Source organism: Shewanella sp. 11B5 (assembly GCF_002836795.1).
GTDB classification, from domain to species: Bacteria; Pseudomonadota; Gammaproteobacteria; order Enterobacterales; family Shewanellaceae; genus Shewanella; species Shewanella frigidimarina.
Genome location: NZ_PJAP01000200.1, coordinates 1 through 1054 on the forward strand (window position 1 = coordinate 1; position 1054 = coordinate 1054).

2 protein-coding genes are annotated in these 1054 nt (G+C 40.4%); one reads left to right on the plus strand and one right to left on the minus strand.

From position 1 onward, the window contains the following. A partial coding sequence (locus CXF78_RS01625; RefSeq protein ID WP_145991338.1) for a PhoD-like phosphatase N-terminal domain-containing protein occupies positions 1–217 on the minus strand: 217 nt, incomplete at its 3' end. A 308-nt stretch (positions 218–525) separates the two neighbouring features. Between CXF78_RS01625 and CXF78_RS01630 the strand changes: the two genes are divergently transcribed. Next, complete coding sequence (locus CXF78_RS01630) at positions 526–948, plus strand: organic hydroperoxide reductase Ohr (protein ID WP_102035778.1); 423 nt, start codon at positions 526–528, stop codon at positions 946–948. Positions 949–1054 lie beyond the last annotated feature (106 nt).

Consider the following 1054-nt stretch of genomic DNA (forward strand, 5'->3'; position numbering starts at 1 on the left):
ACACAGTAATGTCACCTTCCACATCAGGCGTAACGCGAGTCCATAAAATCACCGCATCTGCAGCTGGGTCGCCACTGGCAATCCCTTGCAAAAACTGACCCGATACGACATCGTCATCATCACTGCTACAGCCCATTAATCCATAAGACACCACTACTGCCCCAGCACCTTTAGCTGACATAGCCAAAAAGTCACGACGAGTTACAAACCGTTTCATAGCCTATCCTTATTTTTTATCGTTCGCATATTATGTGGCGATGCTTAGCACAGCCTAAGAGGTCTAATGAGTGGCTATTGTGAGAGCTAATGATGACATAAAGGTGACAGAAGAATGACAAGCTAATCAAATTGATACTGAAGTAAAACTAAGGTTTACAGCCATTGAATAGTGATTTTTAGAGAACAAGACAACAATAAAAATTAAATTGCACACAATGTAGTTGCAAATTATTTTTGGCTTAGCTATAGTGAACACAATTAGATTGCGCACAACTTAAATTAATTTACTTTTACATGAGGTTTACTATGAAAGCACTATATACCACTTCAGCAACAGCATTAGCAGGCCGTAATGGTCAAGTTTCTACCGACGACAAAAAAGTTGATTTACAGTTAAGTTACCCAAAAGAAATGGGTGGCAGCGGTGAATTTACTAATCCAGAACAGTTATTTGCTGCAGGTTATGCCGCATGTTTTTCTAACGCGATTCTGCATGTAGCCAGCCAAAGTAAAGTCGCTATCAAGGCTGCTCCAACTACAGCAACTGTCGGTATAGGTGCCAATGAAAATGGTGGTTTTGCATTAACAGTAGCGCTAGCCGTTGAACTTGATTTAGACCAAGCAGAAGCTGAACAGTTAGTGAAAACAGCGCACCAAGTTTGCCCATATTCAAACGCAGTACGTGGCAACATCGATGTAAAATTAACCGTAAACGGTCAAGCGATTTAAGCTTTTTGTAAACCAGTTTTACTGACTTACAAACAAAAAACCAAGACATCTGTCTTGGTTTTTCTATGTTGATGTCAAAGGTCATCATCGTGGTGAACAACGACTG

What these genes read in the sequence shown, in the direction of transcription:
- CXF78_RS01630 (WP_102035778.1), top strand. Translation starts at nt 526, where the DNA reads ATGAAAGCACTATATACCACTTCAGCAACAGCATTAGCAGGCCGTAAT.